The sequence below is a fragment of the Chryseobacterium sp. MEBOG06 genome, assembly GCF_021869765.1.
Lineage (GTDB): Bacteria > Bacteroidota > Bacteroidia > Flavobacteriales > Weeksellaceae > Chryseobacterium.
Genome location: NZ_CP084580.1, coordinates 2,772,281 through 2,789,125, shown reverse-complemented (window position 1 = coordinate 2,789,125; position 16,845 = coordinate 2,772,281). Strand labels below are relative to the sequence as shown.

Genomic DNA, 16,845 nt, shown 5'->3' with positions numbered 1-16,845 from the left:
CAACAGATCTCTATAAGGGATCTGTTTTTGTTAATATCAAACAGGTTTAGAATTAAGAGATAAAAGAAAAGTAAGTTTGAAGAATCAGAAGATTTAAATATTTTTGATCTTTAAAATCGGTTTAGAATTTGTAATTTGGATCAGTATTATTAAAACAGAGTTAAAAATAAGCTCTGTATTCACTAAAAAACTTTTAAACATAAAAACCAAATGAACACTATTTGCGCATTGTGTGGAACACCACTTACAGCAACAGATACGCTCGTAGGTAAAAATAAACTTGCGGACGGCGGTTATCTATGTGCCGGATGCTTTACGAAAGCTGTTAATATCAACAGAGACCTTATCAATAATCTCGATCAGTTTTATTTCGCGGAAATTACCGGAATGTTTCTTAAAAGTAAAATAGATGCAAGTCAAAGTCCTGATGGCCACCAGTACACCGGAAGTTATTACCAATATGATGCTCCTTCCAGACTGGACGAAATCAAAGATCAGATTGTAACCCTTAATGCAAGACTCAGCGTCATTGCAGATGAAGAGGTGAATGAGCTGGCTAATATTTTAGACAGAGACGAGAAGCTTTTTGCCATTGCTGAAGGAATAGATCTTCAAAGTAAGAGAGAAGGGATTATTTTTTCAACGCAGAAAAGAATCGCTTTCGTTGATAAAAAATTTCTGGGAGGCATAGCAAAAAATGAATTCTCTCTCCAAAGCATTTCTTCTATTGATCATATCGAGCACCTTTTGTATTCGGTACTAAAGATTAATACAAATGCAGGTGCCTCAGAATTTAAGCTTCATAATAAAAACGATGGAAGAGGATTTGCTGAGATTTTAAAAAAGAATTTCAATTATTCAGAAAAATCATTTAGTCAGAATTCAAGACCATTGGAGGCATTTTCACAAACCATTCCGGATCTGAGTCAGGAAAATATATTCAATACTGGAAAAGAATCATCCGGAACGATCTATGAACAGTTGGAAAAACTTGGAAAGCTAAGAGAAATGGGAATTCTTACTGAAGAAGAGTTTACCGAACAAAAGAAAAAACTGCTGGCTCAACTCTAAATTTCTATTCACTATCAAAAACGGAAAGTACTATAAAAACTCTGAAAAATATAGAAAATGAAGGGGGAGAAAGCCCTGAAATATATCCATAATCTGTAATTTGGATAAAAATATACAGAACAGATTTTGTTTATCTTCTGTTTTGATCTGAAAACTTTTAAACATAAAAATTAGAATGAACACGGATTGTGCTCTATGTGGATCACCATTAACGTCAATGGACACCCTCTTGGGAGAAAATAAGCTCTCAGATGGCGGTGCTCTGTGCAATAAATGCCTGAATAAAGCGACCAATATCAATAAAGATCTGGTATCTGATCTTACGAATTACAGCCTGATACAAATCAGAGATATTGTAGTAAAAGAAAGCATACAGGGGGAAGAACCAACAGAAGAAGAAATTCCTGTACCTGGTAGAGTGACAGAAATTCCCGAATCTGTACTATTTAATTCTACCATAGAAGCTCCCAGTAGAATTGATGAAATAAAAGATCAGATTGCTGCCTTGAATGCTAAGCTCAGCATCTTTGTAAACAGTGAGGTAAATGAACTGGTGAATGTTCTTGATAAAAGTGAGAAAATTATTGCTATTGCGGAAGGAAAATATCTGTATAATAATCTTGAAGGAATTTTGGTTTCCACGGAAAGGCGGGTAGTCTTTGTTGATAAAAAGTTTTTCGGAGGAGTATTTGAAAATGAATTTCCCCTTTGCAAAATTACTTCTATGCAGCATAGCAGTGGTTTGCTTTCATCAGAACTGAAACTATTTACAGAAGGATTTAAAGGTGAATTTAAACTGTATAGCAGAAGTGCAGCAAAAGTTTTCTACGATGCAATACAAAATAATGTTTATACTTCTCAACAACAACAACAACAACAGGTTCAATCTGTACAGCAGACTCAGAAACAGCAAAACAGTTCAGTGAAAAAGGAAGACCCGGCTCTTATATTTGATAAGCTTGAAAAACTAGGCAAACTAAGGGAATCCGGTATTTTAACGGATGAAGAATTTGCAGAACAGAAAAAAAAACTGCTTGATAAATTATAATAATAATAACAGAAATGAGTAATAATTGTTCATTGTGCAATACGGAATTAACCTCCATGGATACACTTTTGGGAGCTAATGTACTTTCAGGCGGAGGTATTTTATGCAATAAATGTCTGGATAAAATAAGCAATATCAACCAAGAATCGCTTTATAACCTCAATAAATTCAGTATTCAGGACATTCATGATATGTTGAGAACAGGAAAAACAGAACCCGTACAGCCACTAATAATAACAGAGCAAAATCTTCCTGTACTGACAACTTCTGAACCTCAAAGTATTTCAAATGAAGTGTTTAAACGCAGAAAGAGAAAAATAAAATATGAACTGCAAAAGCTCAATGCAAATCTTTCTGCTTTTACAAGAGGAGAGATCAAAGAACTCCCTTATCTGATTCCGGAGGATGAAAAAATTATCGCTATCACTGATGCGCAGTTTATTAATACACTAGATGCCGGAGTTTTAGTAGCAACATCTTTAAGGATGATTTCTGTATCAAAATCAATGTTTGGATCTGCCAAAATCAGTGATTATCCTAATGAGACGATCCAATTGGTAAGTTTTATTGCTGATCCGAGATCTCCGGTGATCAGATTGCATCTGGATGAAAGAATAGTAGAGTTTGAATGCTATATGGATAAGGAAGATGCTGAAAAATTCTATGATATTATAAAAGCAATTTACAATGCTTCCCCAGCAGCTGCTCAGAAACAGATTGCGGAAGTAAATGAAAAACCTGCAGAAGACGTTTTTGAACAGCTGGAGAAATTAGGAAAATTAAGGGAAAACGGTATTTTGACAGATGCAGAATTTGCCGAGCAAAAAAAGAAACTTTTGGAACGCCTCAAATAAAAAGATCATGGAAAATAAAGTTTCTAATGGTTTACTTCAAAAATGGATAACAGCGTGGGCTTTATCTAGAGAATTACCTTTACCTGCCCAATACAAATCCGGTTTTAAAGTAGAGGTGGGTGATGAAAAGCAAAAAGAGCGCTATGTGTTTGCTGAATCCAATGAAGATTTTTTTCAGCTTGCCCAATCAATTGCTGAACCATGGGTTTATTTGAAAGTCTGCGTGCCTCCGCATCAATTCATAGATAAGATACCTGAAAGGTGGGAGCTTCAACCGCAAGGGTATATGATGCACTGCTTTCATCCTATGAATATTTCTGATGTTTCTCTTCCGGAAGGGTATCTTGTAAAATATACTCATCATAACTCAACATTTACAGTTGAAATTATTGCCGAAGGTGGTAAACAAGCTTCAATAGGACGTGTGGTTTTGATAGACGATCTGGCAATTTATGACAGAATTGTAACGGAAGAACAACACAGAAGAAAAGGGCTGGCTTCTTTTTTAATGAAAGAATTGGAGAATATCGCTTTATCAAAAGGTATTTTCAATAATTTTTTGGTGGCAACGGAAAAAGGTAAATTATTATATGAAACTTTAGGCTGGAAATCGTACAGCCTGTATACTTCTCTTGTCATTCCTGCTCAGCTATAAATGTTTTTATTAAATTGGTATTTGGTAAAGCTGAGAGAAATTAATGACCGAGAACTACATTATTCAGGGAGATTAAATTACTTAAAAGTTAAATAATGGAAAATTACCTAGAAATAAATAAAAAGTCCTGGAATGCCAAGGTAGAACCTCATCTGAAATCAGATTTCTACTTTGTGGATGAATTTTTAAAAGGAAGAACGTCACTGAACTCAATAGAGCTTGAGCTTCTGGGAGATGTAAAAGGGAAGAATATTTTGCATTTGCAGTGTCATTTTGGTCAGGATTCAATTTCCCTTTCAAGAATGGGAGCTAAAGTGACCGGGGTTGACCTTTCAGATAAAGCAATTGAAACAGCCAGAGATCTGACACAGAAATGTGGCACAGACACAGAATTTATATGTTCTGATGTATATGATCTGCCAAATGTACTGGATCAGAAGTTCGATATCATTTATACCAGCTACGGAACAATAGGCTGGCTTCCTGATCTTGAAAAATGGGCAGAAGTGATCTCTCATTTCTTAAAGTCGGGAGGGAAGTTCATTATGGCAGAATTTCATCCGGTTGTCTGGATGTTTGATGACGATTTCACGAAAATAACTTATAATTATTTCAATGAAAAGCCTATTGTAGAAACTTATGAAGGAACTTATGCAGATCAGTCTGCACCAATTGTACAGGAGTATGTAATGTGGAATCATTCTTTAGCCGAAGTTCTCGATAGTCTTATTAAAAAGGAAATAAAACTGGAAACGTTTAAAGAATTTGACTGGTCACCATATCCATGTTTCAGACATGTAGAAGAGTTTGAAAATGGAAAATGGAGAATTCCCCAGTTTGGAGATAAAATGCCATTGGTCTACGCGCTGATTGCAGAGAAAAAATAATCTGCTTGAGCTTAATAGCTTAATGATAGAAAAATTTAAAATCAAAAAAAGGCCATCGTAATAATTACAATGGCCTTTTTCTATATATGAATGTTAAAAAAACTATCTGTTTTTTAGTTTAAAGAGTCCTCAGCTTTTGTTTTCACTTCGTCTACTTTACTCTGAACCTGAGAAGCAACATCATTAGCTTTACTTTTAAGGTCGTTTCCCCATTTATTAAAATTGTCTTTTGCTGTATTAAGTTTATCCTTTACAGCTTGTTGATCTTCAGGGCTTGAATTCTTATATTTCCAATAAGCTAAAGCACCTAAACCTAATAAAGCTAATAAGCCTTTTGTTTTGTTTCCCATGATTTCTATTTTTTTAAGGTATTAATATTAAAATTTGTTATTAGTACATATGTAAATTACGTGCCAAAAAATTGAATAGAGTTATAAAAAATTGTTAAATTTAAGAGAATGCCTGAAATTTTTTGCCGTCAAAACTGGCGAAAACCATGGTAGGATAGGAGTCTTGATGAAAAATATTTCCATTTTTATCAATGGCAATGGCTCCGGCAAATCCGTCAATAGCTTTTAGTTCATCAAAAGTCTTATCAAAAGCCTGTTCAAGGCTCATGCCATCTGTAACTCTTGTTACGATTTTTGCAGCCGTTGCATTACTCACAATGTCTTCCCCTACACCTGTGCAGCTTACAGCACAAACTTCATTGGCATAATTTCCGGCCACAGTGGCAGAATCTGAAATTCTTCCGGGAATCTCAAAACCCTTTCCGCCTGTGGAAGTAGCAACGGCCAATTTACCGTCTTTATCAAGCGCTACGCAACCTACCGTTCCTTTTCCTCCATTATTAAGTTTGGCTTCGTATTCTTTTCTTCTTTGGGGAAGCTCTGTAGAGAAATTTTCGAATCCGTGTTTTGAAGCATAGTTTTTTGCGCCTTGTCCGCCCAAAACCCGGTCATCTTCTCCTATCAGTTCTTTGGCAACAAATATTGGATTCTTCACATCCTCAATATTGATTACGCCACTTAGTTTTTGAGTCTCTCCATTCATAATTGCTGCGCTCATACGGATAATACCATCACTTTGAATCTGAGAGCCAATTCCTGCATTGTACAATGGGTCGTCCTCTAACAGGGAAACCGCATAGGCAACCGTGTCAAAAGCAGAGTGCGTCTGAAGATAGTTAAATGCTTTTTCAGCAATTTCTTTTAAAGAGTTTTGTTTTGCTGTCTTTACTTCATGGCTTTGGTCACTTTCAGAGAAAAAGCCACCATGGATGATAATTTTCATAAAATATAAATGATTACTGATATTCTTCTACGAAGTTAATTGATAAATTTTAATTTATTCCAACGTTTTTAGATTTCCTGAAAATAATAGATTCTCAATATTTATATCTTTAAATTTTAAACAAAAAAAATGGAACCGAAGTCCCATCTATATAGTAAGCCATATTATTTTTGATTATCAATTATCAATTATCAATTATCAATTACAAAAGGTCTATTTATCCTGAGGAATGGGATTGAACTGTGAGTTTTCAATCGTCAGTACCTTTGTGGTAAGATCATAATGATCATTCATAGACATTACATGAACCGTTAAGTTGTCAATAGAGATCGGTTCTCCAAGATTGATATTGGTAAGGTTGGTATCTTTAATAAATCTACCGTCTACCAGAATAACAAGACCTGAACCAACAGCGGTCATCACGTCATTATGAATGAAAAGCCCTGTATCTTCCCCAAGTCCGATTCCCAATGTTCTGGGATTGTTCACAACAGCCTGGAAAAGACGCCCAATTCTTCCCCTCTGTACAAAGTGAGTGTCAATAATGACATTGTCTATTAAACCAAGTCCCTGGGTTGTTTTGATTTCTCCTTTTAACAGAGCTTCAGAGCTGCTTCCCTGGTAGATCATATTTTCAGAAGCAGCAGCAGCCCCTGCAGAAGTTCCGGAATAGATGAAATCCTGCTCCTGATATTTTAGCAGGATGGTATCGTGAAACCTCGTTCCTCCAAGGATAGAAGTCAGTCTCAACTGATCTCCACCGGTAAACATCATTACATCTGCAGCATTAGCTCTTGCCACCATTGCATCAGAATTGGCTTCTTCACGATTATGGATATCAAGGATGTTTACATTTTTAGCACCCAGAAATTCAAATGCTTTTTTATATTCAGCACCTACGATCTGAGGAATCTGGGAAGCGGTTGTTACGATTTCAATAACAGAATCTTCTTTGTGTTTTGATTCGTTAATAATCTTCCTTAAGATCCCACGCTCAAAAAAATTAAGATTCTTTTCAATATTCTGATCATAATCGGTTTCGGCAAAACTACCTTTGTTTACAGCCCCTCCAATAACTATTAATTTTCCAACAGGTTTAGTCATGGTACAAAATTAAAAAATAATTAACATTATTTTGCGAAATTCGTGCCATCTTTACTTGATTTTTAATCGTTTAGGAATGTTAATAGAAATTAATATTTTTTTAATAAATCTTTAAACCAGGTATGGTTTTGTTTAGGGTTTTGCATTATCTTTGGCTATAAAAGTAGTTATTATTAACTGTTAAATTGCCAATAGACTATGAAAATTGAAAAGATTCAGGCACTACGTGGTCCTAACATCTGGAGTGTCAGAAGAAAGAAGCTGATACAAATGAGACTGGACCTCGAAGAAATGGAGAATTATCCGACTAATAAAATCGATGGATTCAGAGAGAGGATTGAAAAATTAATACCCTCGCTGATTACCCACCGATGCTCAGAAGGAGTGAGAGGAGGTTTTTTCCATAGAGTGGAAACAGGAACCTGGATGGGGCATGTCATTGAGCATATTGCTTTAGAAATTCAGACCCTGGCGGGGATGGATGTAGGGTTTGGAAGAACCCGGGAGACCAAGACTCCGGGAGTGTACAATGTAGTATTCAATTATCTTGAAGAAAATGCAGGAATCTATGCCGCTGAAGAAGCAGTGAATATCGCTGCTGCATTGATAGAAGGTCATGAGTATGATTTGAACGCGTGTATTCAAAAATTAAAAGAGATCCGGGAGCGTGTGCGTCTGGGACCATCTACCGGAAGTATTGTAGAGGAAGCTGCCTCCAGAAGAATTCCATGGATAAGATTGGGCACCAATTCCCTTGTGCAGCTGGGGTATGGTGTAAACCAGCAAAGATTTCAGGCTACAATTACCGGAAAGACAAGTTCTATTGCTGTAGATATTGCCTGTAACAAAGAGCTCACGAAAAGAATGCTTCATGATGCAGCTATTCCGGTTCCTATAGGAGATCTGGTAGTGGATGAAGAAGGTTTGGATCAGGTAATCAAAAAGATACACTATCCTATAGTTCTGAAACCTTTGGATGGAAATCACGGAAAAGGATCTTCCATTAATGTTAATGACTGGGAATCTGCTAAAATAGGATTGGAGCATGCTCAGAAATATTCGAAAAAAGTAATTGTTGAAAAATATATTACGGGCTATGATTTCCGTGTGCTGGTAATTAATAATAAAATGGTGGCGGCAGCAAGAAGGGTTCCTGCTCATGTAGTAGGGGACGGAGAACATAACCTTCTGCAGCTTATTGAAAAAGAAAACAAGGATCCAAGAAGAGGCTACGGTCATGAAAATGTGCTGACTGAGATTGATGTGGATAAGGACACACTAGAGTTGCTTGAAAAGCTTCATTATACACTTGAAACAGTTCCGCAAAGGGGAGAAGTGGTCTATCTGAAATCAACAGCCAATCTTTCAACCGGAGGAACGTCAATAGATGTGACAGACATGGTACATCCGGAAAATATTACAATGGCTGAAAGAATATCCAAAATTATTGGCTTGGATGTCTGCGGTATTGATATTATGGCAGAAAACCTGACGCAGCCTTTGAAAGAAAGCGGAGGTGCTATCATAGAAGTAAATGCAGCTCCGGGGTTCAGAATGCATCTGGCGCCAAGTGAAGGTTTGCCAAGAAATGTAGCCGCACCGGTAGTAGATATGCTTTATCCCCAAGGAAAGCCTTTTACCATTCCGATTATTGCAGTAACGGGAACCAATGGAAAAACGACTACAACAAGACTTATTTCACATATTGTAAAGAGTAATGGCTACAGAGTAGGATTCACTACTTCAGATGGTATCTATATTCAGAATACGATGCTGACAAAAGGAGATACAACAGGGCCTCTTTCTGCAGAGTTTATTTTGAAAGATCCTACTGTTGAATTTGCTGTTCTTGAAACAGCTCGAGGGGGAATTTTACGTTCCGGACTTGGGTTTTCACAGTGTGACATTGGAGTTCTTACCAATATTGAAGAAGATCACCTGGGTATGAATGATGTTCATAACCTGAAAGACCTTACCAAAGTAAAAAGAGTAGTACTGGACAGTGTAAAGAAAAGCGGCTGGAGTGTACTGAATGCAGACAATGAATATTCCATGAAAATTCTGAATGATCTTGATTCTAATGTTGCGATCTTTAGTATGGATGAAAATAATCCCCATATTGTTAAGTTTGCAAAAGAAGGTAGAATCACCTGCGTTTATGAGGAAGGTTTTGTGACCATTAAAAAAGGAGACTGGAAAATCAGAATTGGAAAAGCCAAAGACTTCCCGATTACGATGGAAGGAAAGGCCCGATTTATGATTGAAAATGTTCTTGCAGCCAGTTTAGCCAGTTACCTGTATGGATTTGGGATTGAAGATATTTCCAACTCTTTAAGAACTTTCATTCCAAGTGCTCAGCTGACTCCGGGAAGACTGAATGTATTTAAGTTTAAAAACTTTAAAGTGCTGATCGATTTTGCTCACAATCCTTCCGGATATGAAGCGATTGAAGATTATCTTAAAAATGTTGAATCTACCAAGAAAATAGGTATTATTTCGGGCGTGGGAGACAGAAGAGATAATGATATCAGAGAATGTGGTAAGATTGCCGGAAGAATGTTCGATTATATTATCATCCGAAATGAAAAACATCTTCGTGGAAGAACCGAGGAAGAAATTAACGGGTTGATTATCGACGGAATCAATGAAGCAGGCAAAGATGTAAGCTATGAAATTATCCCTAAAGAAATTGAAGCCCTAAAGCATGCTATGGGAATGGCTGAAGAAGGAACTTTTATCACGGCTTTGAGCGATGTGATCTCTAATGCCATTGATCTGGTACAGGAATATCAGGCAAGAGAGCTGCTGGAAGACAACAAGAATTTATAAAGATATATAATCATAAAAAGCATCGGCGGAACCTTTGGTTCCGCCGATGCTTTTATCTACTGATATTGAAAATACCAACTTAGTTTTTATCAGAATTAGCATAAATTTCTATTATAGTAAGATTTTCATATCTTTTTAAAATATCTTCATTGGTCTTATATTTTACATTGTCTCTCTTAATTCTTTTTTTGAGGCCGGAAGTACTTTGGAATAACTTGTTAGTGGTACTATCATGTTCCTTAATGAAAAGTGTTATTTTGGCCGATTTTGCATTTTTATCAGAATTTCTGATATCATCAATAAACCTTATTGTGATAAAGTTATTGGCTTCAGGTGAACCTCCTCCAAAAGTAACCAGTTGAATATCCAATTTTAAGTCTTTTAATAGGTCCTTAACTTTTTTTCCGATATAATTATTTTTTTTAACCTCAAATCTCCCTATAGTTTGCTTTGAGGATACTTTTTCCTGTGCATTCATTTTATAAAAGAAACTTAGAGTTATCAGTAGAATGAAAGTAAATGTATTTTTCATGACTTAAGGGCAGGTTGTTTGAGTGTTAGTAATAGTTCCGTCAGGATTTTTTTTGGTATCAATCTTTATTTTTTTAAAATTCCCCTGATTATCTCTTTTTAATAAAGCCATTCCTGCATCATATTTATCCAGAATATGAGACAATGACATTTCCCAGCTTCCATCAAAATCATTCCATTCATCAAATAATGGTGGTGGAAAATTGGGTGCATATCCTGGGATTTGTGTATAAGGATGGTTCTGTAGAAATTGGCTCATAGCAGCAGGATCAGTTACTGCCAGAGCATAAACTGTACCATCGGGATTCATTACATAATAGGTGGTATAAGTATTATTGCCGTTGTAAGCATTGATCAGAGAATATACGTCTCCTACTGAGGGAGGTGAATCGTTGGCCGGATGGATATGTATGCTCCCCACTGGATTTTCAAAATTATGATTCAAAGTCATGTTATTCGGACCTCCATGCTGTATGTCGGTAGAAACAATCGCTCCATTTTGACTTCCGAGTACATAACCGTGCTCTTTTCCATCATTCATTCCTCCGATTGTGTTGAATGCATTATTAAATGCATTAGTTTGAGATAATTGTGTTGCGTGAGCAGCGGATTTGGAAGCTTGTAAGCAAGGATCTTTATCTTGTCCATCCTCTCCGGGTTGATTACCACCACCAACAGTACCTCCTCCATTATTATTGCCTCCAGGATCAGGATTAGGTTGATTTAAGTAAGAAAAAACTGAAGTGGGACAGACTGGAATACAGTCGCCACAACCGGTACATTTTTCTACATTTATTGATATTGTTACCCCCTTAAGAGATACATATCCACCTACATCCAAATACATTTCAGTATCATCTATAGCCTGTTCCGGACACTCCGGAACACACATAGTACATTCTATACAATGTTCACCCTGTACCAGAATTTTTTCGCCAATAGTAAAAGCCATCTTAAAATATTATTTCTTTTTTTGTAAAGTTTTCGCTAAGCTCACTGTAATGTATATATTGAAACTTAAGTTTTGTAAATGTATTGGGTAGGCTTATTTGGATAGGTTCCTTGAAAAGGACACATGAAAACTCATCATTCAACTTCATTATTTTTAAATTCTTATTGGTTTTATTAGTTTCACTGATAGACTCATTTAAGGTAATATATCCAAGACTTACAAATTCCATAAGGATAACTTTTCTTCTGTCAAAATTTACTGATCTTGATTTTCTTCCTTTAATGTCAGAATTTTCACTAATTATATAAATCGGCTTGAATCTCTTTTTTAATTGATCATTATTGTTAAAGGTATTAATTTCATCATTAAAATTATCTTGTATACAGGATAATAAGGTACTACCTAATCCTGCATATAAAATTCCATGAAAAGATTTTTGAATAAATGTTTTTCTGTTCATTCTAATAGTTAAATTTTAGCTTTTGTAAAAAAACTTTAGAACTCCCATCCTATTGAATATTCTTGTTGAAATCCACATTATCCATACTATTTTGATCTTTCTATAAGATTTCCCAATTAGATAGGGTGTCCACATCATTTTTTTCCGCGGCAAATATACAATAAATAGCTTTTGTTTTTGAAATAAATCACAATTAATGGAGTTTTAAAAACCTTTGCAGGTATTGGTTTAACGATAATTTCCTATACTTTTTCTGATTGTGATTTTTAAAAAAAATAGAAAAAGAAGTACTGATAAATAATTGATTATGATAGATCAGGAATTAATGAAAGAACAATAAGAAAAAACAAAACCTCCAGAATTTTGGAGGTTTTTGTTTGTTAAGAATTTTCCCAGATTTTCTTTATTGCATTTTTATAAGGTGAAAATGCAACGGGATAAGTTCTAATCTCAGTGTAAAGTTGATATTGGGGATAGTAAAAGGGATAATTGCCATCATAATAAAGCAAATGACAATGCCTATTATTGCATCAATGATAGCGCTTGGGGGGCATTTTTGTTCAAACCAAAGTCGTAGGTCACAATGCCTTTGTAAGTAAATAGTAAACATATCAAAAGTTCTGTCATTGAATAAGGATGATGGGCGTTAATTCCATATATAGATAGGTTGGTATGGTTGAGAAAAGGGTCTAAGATTAATAAAATAGCGGCTATTGGGCCTCCAATTAAAAAGATCCATAAGAAAATTTTATCCATCCAGGTAATAGATCTCTTCTTCTTGTTACCCTGTTGTTACTGTCAAATTCTTTGAAAGTTGCTGAGCTTTCTTTCATGTATATTAGTTTTAAATTTTTTTATCCAAAAAATGCATTAGAACTTCCAATCCAGATGGCATCTTTCTTATTGAAATCTACATTGATCATCGCTGCCTTGGTCATTCTGCTAAGATTTTCCAATAGGATAGGATGTTCATCATTTTCCCGCCAAATATACAACAAACGGATCTCAGCTTTTGAATATTCACCATTGATATCTTCAAAAATAGGTTCATAGTTTACCTTTCTCTGCAGAATATAATTTTCTTTATCCTCAATAGAAGCTGTAATTTCCTGAGTCGGATTTAAATTAACACCGCTTCCTGCAAATGAAAATAGAGGTTTTAAAACAAAATTTTCAAGATTTTCATGTTCCGGAAACTCATGTAGAAAATAGCTTTTCGGGACGAATTGATGATGTAATAAAGGTAAAAGAAACTTTGATATTTTAAAGAACCAGTTCGGATGGGTAATCCACTTTACATCAACCTCATCACGGAAATTAAATTCAGTAGTAAGATCAGGAATACGATCCAGCTCATCAAAAATAACTCTATTGTAGATTCTTTTAATTTCTATCAGTTTTCCATTGTTATCATAATAAAGCTTTTTGCCCGTTTTCTTTACCTTTGTCAGGCAGACTGTTTTTATTCCTAATAATTGCTCTGTTAAAGCAAAATCAATAGCTGTTTTCTGTTTTTCCGGGAAGATTTCAAGCAGGATTACATTTTCAGGATTTTCATCCCCTACGATCAGCTCCTGTAAATATTTTTTGAAATCCTCTGGATGCATAGGATTTCTGATTTCCGAAAGAAAAGGATAAACCTCACAGAAAGTTTCCTCATATACCTTTTGAAAAGCATACAAAGAAGGGAAAGCCTGAAGTTCTATAAGCTGGGGTTCAACTTCTCCATTTTCACTTTTACAGACCCCAAAATCGATGGTGAAAAAGTGAGGCTGGGCTGTATCATTGGGCACTTTGCAGTTTTCAGGGATCGCATTCTGAAGAATTTCAGCTGGAATTGCTTTAATCTGGCTGATGATACTTTCGCTGGCATCAATAAGTTTGTTTTGAAATTCTTTAGTCAGAAAAATAGGACTTTCTGAAACTCTGAAAGTAGGTTCTATACCTCCTTTTTGGGTTAGAATATCTTTAAGCTTCTGATATTTTTCCTGTGAAAATTCCTGATTAAACTGTTGTCTGTATTTTGGGATCATATTTTTTTCTTTTGTGATGTTAAAAAATCGAGCATTTCTGCCCGATTTCAGTATTGTAATTGAAAGAAATAGTGGTTTGCTAAGCCAAAGACTCAATTTCTTTCAAAATGTTTTTTTTTGCAAACTGAAGGAATTTTGGAAGAATCTGATTTCTGGTCAGGATGATTTTATCTTCATCATCTATTCTGTCCATCGTTTCAAGATATTTTTCCATTCCAAAGTTTTCAATCATCGCTTCTCTGTTTTTATCATCTTTCAGATTTTCAATCAGAGACTCTGGGTTGGCTTCAGGGTGAAACTGGGTTCCGAATATTTCATCTGAGAAACGAACAGCCATCACTGCTCTTTCGAGATTAATATGAGGGCGGAACTTCTCAATAGCCATTATGGTCATTCCAAGTTCTTCCAAACGGTCATGATCCGGCTCAATAAACTGATAGGCTCTGGAGTCTACTGCATAGAATGGATCTTTAAGATTTTTAAATAAAAACTCTTCTTTGCCTTCCTTTGTTTTGTGAACAGGCATTACGCCGAAAGAGTAGGATTTTCTTTTACAGATATTGCCTAACTGCCAGTGAATGCTTGCCAGTTGGAATGAGTGACAGATCAGGAATAGATATTTTTTATCATCACTATGCTGATTATGCTCAAAAACAGCATTCAAAAAATCAGCGAATCTGTCTTCCCAGGCAAGACCTTCTCTGTGAGGAGTTCCCGGTCCGCCCGAAGAAATAAAAATATCAAAGTCTGTAATCTCCGGCATTTCATCTTTAAACCTTACATCAAACGTTTTGATGGTAACGTTTTCTTCAGAGCTATTCTGAAAAGCTTCAGAAATTTCTTTAATGTTTCTAAAGCCTTGATTGACATGGTTGTTATTCATGTCCAGAAGGGCAATTCGAATATCTTTCATTACATCATATTTTTTGTAAAGTTACCAAAAATATTATGAAGCAGTTTCCCCATGGGTGATGCCATATTCTGTTTCAGAAATCATATAATCTACAACTTTTGTAAGATCGCCTGTTTCCTTAAAGATCTGAAGCTGTCGGTCTGCTCCGGTTCCGTTTTCCAGAATTTTCCAGGCATATTCTACCTCATGACGGCACCCCAAATCATCTACCACATCATCAATAAACTCTAGCAGTTCTTTTAATAAATATGGATAAGGAACTGATTCCTCTTTTCCAAAATCAATCAAATGAGCTTCAATACCACTTTTGGAAGCACGCCATTTATTTTCATTCAGCAGCAGCCTTCTGTAGCTTCTGAAACTCAGATTCTGCTGATGCAGCTTATAGATCTTTGCCACCAAACTCTGCATGATGGCTGCTAGACATACTGTTTCGTCAATCCTTAAAGGCATATCGCAGATTCTGAATTCAATAGTAGGGTAGAATGGGTGAACCCGCAGATCCCACCATATTTTCTTGGCATTGTCAATGGTTCCGGTCTTCACCAGAAGATCAACATAGCTGTCAAATTCTGCCAGAGAATTAAAATAACTCGGAATACCGGTTCTCGGAAATTTTACGAAAATTTCCTGTCTGTAGGATTTGAAGCCGGTATATCTTCCGATCCAAAATGGCGAGTTAGTAGAAAGAGCATACACGTGAGGCAGAAAATAGCGCATCACATTCTGAATTCTCACTCCTTCTTCACGATTTGGGATCCCGATGTGTACATGAAGTCCAAAAATAAGATTTTCCCGGGCTACATCTCCCATATCATCTACAATTTTCACATATCTTTCCCCCTGGGTGATCGTATTGTCAGACCAATGCGAAAAAGGATGTGTACCCCCTCCGGAAACACGAAGTCCCTGTTCATGAGCAGTATTGATAAGATGTCTTCTTAAACTCGTTAATTCTGCTCTGGCCTCCTGAATATTCTGGCAGATGCCTGTTTCCATTTCAATCATGGATTCATGCATTTCGTGTTTTAAATTTTCACTTAAAACAGCTTTTCCACCTTCAATGATTTTTGAAACGTGAGAAACAAGATCTCTGCTGTCAACATCAATGATCTGATATTCTTCTTCAATTCCAATAGTAAACTGATGCATTTTCTTGTGTTTTTTATTTTTTTCAATATTATTTTATGGAATTTTTCACAAAAGTCCCCCATTCAATATTAGGTTTCCCCGGAACATATTCTTTAGCTTTTTCTACAGCCAGTTTGGCAGCATGTTCTATGATCCACGCGAAATTTTCCTCTCCTACAGAGTTTCTGTCTGCATCAGGAGCCGGGTTACAGAAGTCGATAGCATAAGGAATACCATCTCTTACAGCAAACTCCACGGTGTTGAAATCATATCCAAGAGCCTCATTCATTGTAATCGTATAATCATGAATGGTTTTCAACAATTTTTCAAGCTCTTTCCCCTGGGTCTGGTGAGTAGTGGCATATCTTAGATGGGGTTCATTTCTGGGCTCATAAGGCATAATGTGGACGTATTTTCTGCCAAGGCAGTATACCCTGTAATAGTCATCAAAGACAATTTCTTCCTGAACCATCATTACCAGCTGTTCTGTTTCTCCTAATTTATTCCAAAGATCATCCGGATTCTCTACCCTGTAAACACTTTTCCACCCACCTCCGTCATGGGGTTTCATGTAAGCCGGAAAACCAATATGCTCGAATATATACTCCCAGTCATGGGGGAATTTCAGATTCCTGAATGAAGTTTCCGACGTATTGTCCGGTCTTTCATAGGACGGTAGCAAAACAGTCTTAGGAAGAGGAATTCCTAGCTTAGACATCAGTGCATTATTAAAAAATTTCTCATCAGCACTCCACCAGAAAGGATTGTTGATCACATAAGTACCATTAAGTGCTGCATTCTTCAGATAAGCTCTGTAAAAGGGAACATCCTGCGAAATTCTGTCGATGATTACAGCATAGCCATAATCTGCTCCCTGTTCCAGTTTGTCAATGGTTACAGGCTCCGCTACAATATCTCCGCCACCCAGCTCATTTACTTTATCAATAAATGCCCAGGGAAACGTATCTTCCATACCGAATAAAATTCCTACTTTTTTTGTCATAATTTTTGTTTTTTAAATTGGCGTATACTTTTATAATAAATAAAATCTTTCTTCCCTATCATTATATCTTGCTATTCCCGA

General features: G+C 36.0%; 16 protein-coding genes. 6 read left to right on the top strand and 10 right to left on the bottom strand.

Translation table 11 applies throughout. The annotated features are described in order from the left end of the window. The first annotated feature begins 210 nt into the window (after positions 1-210). The 5 genes from LF887_RS12800 (at position 211) to LF887_RS12780 (ending at position 4,515) form a co-directional block, all read left to right on the top strand. A complete protein-coding gene (locus tag LF887_RS12800) occupies positions 211-1,071 on the top strand; it encodes an SHOCT domain-containing protein (protein WP_236854591.1) in 861 nt (286 codons plus the stop codon). Between the two features lie 175 nt (positions 1,072-1,246). Continuing rightward, positions 1,247-2,119 carry a PH domain-containing protein gene (locus tag LF887_RS12795; RefSeq protein ID WP_236854590.1) on the top strand — a complete coding sequence of 291 codons (873 nt, stop codon included), beginning with the start codon at positions 1,247-1,249 and terminating at the stop codon, positions 2,117-2,119. Positions 2,120-2,133: 14 nt separating this feature from the next. Then, positions 2,134-2,973, top strand: a complete 840-nt coding sequence (locus tag LF887_RS12790; protein WP_236854589.1) for a PH domain-containing protein — start codon at positions 2,134-2,136, stop codon at positions 2,971-2,973. A gap of 7 nt (positions 2,974-2,980) precedes the next feature. Then, positions 2,981-3,628 carry a GNAT family N-acetyltransferase gene (locus LF887_RS12785; protein ID WP_236854588.1) on the top strand — a complete coding sequence of 216 codons (648 nt, stop codon included), beginning with the start codon at positions 2,981-2,983 and terminating at the stop codon, positions 3,626-3,628. A 95-nt stretch (positions 3,629-3,723) separates the two neighbouring features. Beyond that, on the top strand, positions 3,724-4,515 hold the full coding sequence (locus LF887_RS12780) for a class I SAM-dependent methyltransferase (protein WP_236854587.1): 792 nt from the start codon (positions 3,724-3,726) through the stop codon (positions 4,513-4,515). Positions 4,516-4,628: 113 nt separating this feature from the next. On the opposite strand, the gene LF887_RS12775 is transcribed toward LF887_RS12780, so the two are convergent. The 3 genes from LF887_RS12775 to LF887_RS12765 all read right to left on the bottom strand — a co-directional run bounded on the left by LF887_RS12775 (position 4,629) and on the right by LF887_RS12765 (position 6,912). Next, on the bottom strand, positions 4,629-4,865 hold the full coding sequence (locus LF887_RS12775; RefSeq protein WP_236854586.1) for a YtxH domain-containing protein: 237 nt from the start codon (positions 4,863-4,865) through the stop codon (positions 4,629-4,631). A 100-nt stretch (positions 4,866-4,965) separates the two neighbouring features. Beyond that, complete coding sequence (locus tag LF887_RS12770; RefSeq protein ID WP_236854585.1) at positions 4,966-5,808, bottom strand: isoaspartyl peptidase/L-asparaginase; 843 nt, start codon at positions 5,806-5,808, stop codon at positions 4,966-4,968. Between the two features lie 213 nt (positions 5,809-6,021). After that, complete coding sequence (locus tag LF887_RS12765; protein WP_236854584.1) at positions 6,022-6,912, bottom strand: cyanophycinase; 891 nt, start codon at positions 6,910-6,912, stop codon at positions 6,022-6,024. Between the two features lie 198 nt (positions 6,913-7,110). On the opposite strand from LF887_RS12765, the gene cphA reads away from it, so the two are divergent. Further along, complete coding sequence (gene cphA, locus LF887_RS12760) at positions 7,111-9,741, top strand: cyanophycin synthetase (protein ID WP_236854583.1); 2,631 nt, start codon at positions 7,111-7,113, stop codon at positions 9,739-9,741. Positions 9,742-9,820: 79 nt separating this feature from the next. Here the strand turns inward: cphA and LF887_RS12755 are convergent, their stop codons facing one another. The 7 genes from LF887_RS12755 to LF887_RS12725 all read right to left on the bottom strand — a co-directional run bounded on the left by LF887_RS12755 (position 9,821) and on the right by LF887_RS12725 (position 16,764). Continuing rightward, positions 9,821-10,273 carry a hypothetical protein gene (locus LF887_RS12755; RefSeq protein WP_236854582.1) on the bottom strand — a complete coding sequence of 151 codons (453 nt, stop codon included), beginning with the start codon at positions 10,271-10,273 and terminating at the stop codon, positions 9,821-9,823. A gap of 3 nt (positions 10,274-10,276) precedes the next feature. After that, positions 10,277-11,224 (bottom strand): 4Fe-4S binding protein, encoded by a 948-nt coding sequence (locus tag LF887_RS12750; protein ID WP_236854581.1) that lies wholly within the window; start codon positions 11,222-11,224, stop codon positions 10,277-10,279. Between the two features lies 1 nt (position 11,225). Further along, positions 11,226-11,684 (bottom strand): hypothetical protein, encoded by a 459-nt coding sequence (locus tag LF887_RS12745; protein ID WP_236854580.1) that lies wholly within the window; start codon positions 11,682-11,684, stop codon positions 11,226-11,228. Positions 11,685-12,538: 854 nt separating this feature from the next. Beyond that, the gene (locus LF887_RS12740) at positions 12,539-13,717 is read right to left on the bottom strand and encodes a hypothetical protein (protein ID WP_236854579.1); all 1,179 of its coding nucleotides are present in this window, start codon (positions 13,715-13,717) and stop codon (positions 12,539-12,541) included. A 79-nt stretch (positions 13,718-13,796) separates the two neighbouring features. Continuing rightward, on the bottom strand, positions 13,797-14,630 hold the full coding sequence (locus LF887_RS12735; protein WP_236854578.1) for a type 1 glutamine amidotransferase: 834 nt from the start codon (positions 14,628-14,630) through the stop codon (positions 13,797-13,799). A gap of 33 nt (positions 14,631-14,663) precedes the next feature. Further along, positions 14,664-15,782: a carboxylate-amine ligase gene (locus LF887_RS12730; protein ID WP_236854577.1), complete on the bottom strand. Its 1,119-nt coding sequence runs from the start codon at positions 15,780-15,782 to the stop codon at positions 14,664-14,666. A 28-nt stretch (positions 15,783-15,810) separates the two neighbouring features. Next, positions 15,811-16,764: a RimK family alpha-L-glutamate ligase gene (locus LF887_RS12725; protein ID WP_236854576.1), complete on the bottom strand. Its 954-nt coding sequence runs from the start codon at positions 16,762-16,764 to the stop codon at positions 15,811-15,813. Between the last annotated feature and the right edge of the window lie 81 nt (positions 16,765-16,845).

Bases quoted from the DNA above. Each gene is read 5' to 3' on its own strand.
- LF887_RS12740 (WP_236854579.1), bottom strand. From the start codon at position 13,717: ATGATCCCAAAATACAGACAACAGTTTAATCAGGAATTTTCACAGGAA.
- LF887_RS12730 (WP_236854577.1), bottom strand. From the start codon at position 15,782: ATGCATCAGTTTACTATTGGAATTGAAGAAGAATATCAGATCATTGAT.
- LF887_RS12800 (WP_236854591.1), top strand. From the start codon at position 211: ATGAACACTATTTGCGCATTGTGTGGAACACCACTTACAGCAACAGAT.
- LF887_RS12725 (WP_236854576.1), bottom strand. From the start codon at position 16,764: ATGACAAAAAAAGTAGGAATTTTATTCGGTATGGAAGATACGTTTCCC.
- LF887_RS12790 (WP_236854589.1), top strand. From the start codon at position 2,134: ATGAGTAATAATTGTTCATTGTGCAATACGGAATTAACCTCCATGGAT.
- LF887_RS12735 (WP_236854578.1), bottom strand. From the start codon at position 14,630: ATGAAAGATATTCGAATTGCCCTTCTGGACATGAATAACAACCATGTC.
- LF887_RS12745 (WP_236854580.1), bottom strand. From the start codon at position 11,684: ATGAACAGAAAAACATTTATTCAAAAATCTTTTCATGGAATTTTATAT.
- LF887_RS12775 (WP_236854586.1), bottom strand. From the start codon at position 4,865: ATGGGAAACAAAACAAAAGGCTTATTAGCTTTATTAGGTTTAGGTGCT.
- LF887_RS12750 (WP_236854581.1), bottom strand. From the start codon at position 11,224: ATGGCTTTTACTATTGGCGAAAAAATTCTGGTACAGGGTGAACATTGT.
- cphA (WP_236854583.1), top strand. From the start codon at position 7,111: ATGAAAATTGAAAAGATTCAGGCACTACGTGGTCCTAACATCTGGAGT.
- LF887_RS12785 (WP_236854588.1), top strand. From the start codon at position 2,981: ATGGAAAATAAAGTTTCTAATGGTTTACTTCAAAAATGGATAACAGCG.
- LF887_RS12795 (WP_236854590.1), top strand. From the start codon at position 1,247: ATGAACACGGATTGTGCTCTATGTGGATCACCATTAACGTCAATGGAC.
- LF887_RS12770 (WP_236854585.1), bottom strand. From the start codon at position 5,808: ATGAAAATTATCATCCATGGTGGCTTTTTCTCTGAAAGTGACCAAAGC.
- LF887_RS12765 (WP_236854584.1), bottom strand. From the start codon at position 6,912: ATGACTAAACCTGTTGGAAAATTAATAGTTATTGGAGGGGCTGTAAAC.
- LF887_RS12780 (WP_236854587.1), top strand. From the start codon at position 3,724: ATGGAAAATTACCTAGAAATAAATAAAAAGTCCTGGAATGCCAAGGTA.
- LF887_RS12755 (WP_236854582.1), bottom strand. From the start codon at position 10,273: ATGAAAAATACATTTACTTTCATTCTACTGATAACTCTAAGTTTCTTT.